Genomic DNA, 2500 nt, shown 5'->3' on the forward strand with positions numbered 1-2500 from the left:
CTTCGGGGCCTTAGCTCAGCTGGGAGAGCGCCTGCTTTGCACGCAGGAGGTCAGCGGTTCGATCCCGCTAGGCTCCACCATTTATAAAAAACATGTTGACTTTAAGAGAAACTTATTATATACTTAAAAAGTTGCTTGAGAAAGTGAACAAAAATGATCTTTGAAAACTAAACAAGACAAAACGTACCTGTTAATTCAAAGTTTTAAATAAATCGCACAGCGATGTGCGTAGTCAGTCAAACTACTTTATCGGAGAGTTTGATCCTGGCTCAGGACGAACGCTGGCGGCGTGCCTAATACATGCAAGTCGAGCGGACAGATGGGAGCTTGCTCCCTGATGTTAGCGGCGGACGGGTGAGTAACACGTGGGTAACCTGCCTGTAAGACTGGGATAACTCCGGGAAACCGGGGCTAATACCGGATGGTTGTTTGAACCGCATGGTTCAGACATAAAAGGTGGCTTCGGCTACCACTTACAGATGGACCCGCGGCGCATTAGCTAGTTGGTGAGGTAACGGCTCACCAAGGCAACGATGCGTAGCCGACCTGAGAGGGTGATCGGCCACACTGGGACTGAGACACGGCCCAGACTCCTACGGGAGGCAGCAGTAGGGAATCTTCCGCAATGGACGAAAGTCTGACGGAGCAACGCCGCGTGAGTGATGAAGGTTTTCGGATCGTAAAGCTCTGTTGTTAGGGAAGAACAAGTGCCGTTCAAATAGGGCGGCACCTTGACGGTACCTAACCAGAAAGCCACGGCTAACTACGTGCCAGCAGCCGCGGTAATACGTAGGTGGCAAGCGTTATCCGGAATTATTGGGCGTAAAGCGCGCGCAGGTGGTTTCTTAAGTCTGATGTGAAAGCCCACGGCTCAACCGTGGAGGGTCATTGGAAACTGGGAAACTTGAGTGCAGAAGAGGAGAGTGGAATTCCACGTGTAGCGGTGAAATGCGTAGAGATGTGGAGGAACACCAGTGGCGAAGGCGACTCTCTGGTCTGTAACTGACGCTGAGGAGCGAAAGCGTGGGGAGCGAACAGGATTAGATACCCTGGTAGTCCACGCCGTAAACGATGAGTGCTAAGTGTTAGGGGGTTTCCGCCCCTTAGTGCTGCAGCTAACGCATTAAGCACTCCGCCTGGGGAGTACGGTCGCAAGACTGAAACTCAAAGGAATTGACGGGGGCCCGCACAAGCGGTGGAGCATGTGGTTTAATTCGAAGCAACGCGAAGAACCTTACCAGGTCTTGACATCCTCTGACAATCCTAGAGATAGGGCTTCTCCTTCGGGAGCAGAGTGACAGGTGGTGCATGGTTGTCGTCAGCTCGTGTCGTGAGATGTTGGGTTAAGTCCCGCAACGAGCGCAACCCTTGATCTTAGTTGCCAGCATTCAGTTGGGCACTCTAAGGTGACTGCCGGTGACAAACCGGAGGAAGGTGGGGATGACGTCAAATCATCATGCCCCTTATGACCTGGGCTACACACGTGCTACAATGGACAGAACAAAGGGCAGCGAAACCGCGAGGTTAAGCCAATCCCACAAATCTGTTCTCAGTTCGGATCGCAGTCTGCAACTCGACTGCGTGAAGCTGGAATCGCTAGTAATCGCGGATCAGCATGCCGCGGTGAATACGTTCCCGGGCCTTGTACACACCGCCCGTCACACCACGAGAGTTTGTAACACCCGAAGTCGGTGAGGTAACCTTTTAGGAGCCAGCCGCCGAAGGTGGGACAGATGATTGGGGTGAAGTCGTAACAAGGTAGCCGTATCGGAAGGTGCGGCTGGATCACCTCCTTTCTAAGGATATTATACGGAATATAAGACCTTGGGTCTTATAAACAGAACGTTCCCTGTCTTGTTTAGTTTTGAAGGAACTTTGTTCCTTAAATAAGTTAAGATGGGCCTGTAGCTCAGCTGGTTAGAGCGCACGCCTGATAAGCGTGAGGTCGGTGGTTCGAGTCCACTCAGGCCCACCATCTTTACCCAATACGGGGCCTTAGCTCAGCTGGGAGAGCGCCTGCTTTGCACGCAGGAGGTCAGCGGTTCGATCCCGCTAGGCTCCACCAACGTGTTCTTTGAAAACTAGATAACAGAAGTAATTCACATTCAATTAGTAATACAAGATATCACGTAGTGATTCTTTTTAACGGTTAAGTTAGAAAGGGCGCACGGTGGATGCCTTGGCACTAGGAGCCGATGAAGGACGGGACGAACACCGATATGCTTCGGGGAGCTGTAAGCAAGCTTTGATCCGGAGATTTCCGAATGGGGAAACCCACCACTCGTAATGGAGTGGTATCCATATCTGAATACATAGGATATGAGAAGGCAGACCCGGGGAACTGAAACATCTAAGTACCCGGAGGAAGAGAAAGCAAATGCGATTCCCTGAGTAGCGGCGAGCGAAACGGGACCAGCCCAAACCAAGAGGCTTGCCTCTTGGGGTTGTAGGACACTCTGTACGGAGTTACAAAGGAACGAGGTAGATGAAGAGGTCTGGA

General features: G+C 51.6%; 3 tRNA genes and 2 rRNA genes (1 of these 5 cut by a window edge). All 5 read left to right on the top strand.

Going from position 1 to position 2500, the window contains the following annotated elements:
* Positions 1-4: 4 nt before the first annotated feature.
* Positions 5-80 (top strand) — tRNA-Ala (locus ACFVFS_RS40340).
* A gap of 166 nt (positions 81-246) precedes the next feature.
* Positions 247-1796 (top strand): 16S ribosomal RNA (locus ACFVFS_RS40345).
* Positions 1797-1898: 102 nt separating this feature from the next.
* Positions 1899-1975: transfer RNA gene (locus ACFVFS_RS40350), tRNA-Ile, on the top strand.
* Positions 1976-1989: 14 nt separating this feature from the next.
* Positions 1990-2065 (top strand) — tRNA-Ala (locus tag ACFVFS_RS40355).
* Positions 2066-2147: 82 nt separating this feature from the next.
* Positions 2148-2500, top strand: a 23S ribosomal RNA gene (locus ACFVFS_RS40360); it runs 2577 nt beyond the window's last position.
* The 16S and 23S rRNA genes sit together here with 3 tRNA genes alongside, the layout of an rRNA operon.

This window comes from Kitasatospora sp. NPDC057692, assembly GCF_042799475.1.
GTDB lineage: Bacteria > Actinomycetota > Actinomycetes > Streptomycetales > Streptomycetaceae > Kitasatospora.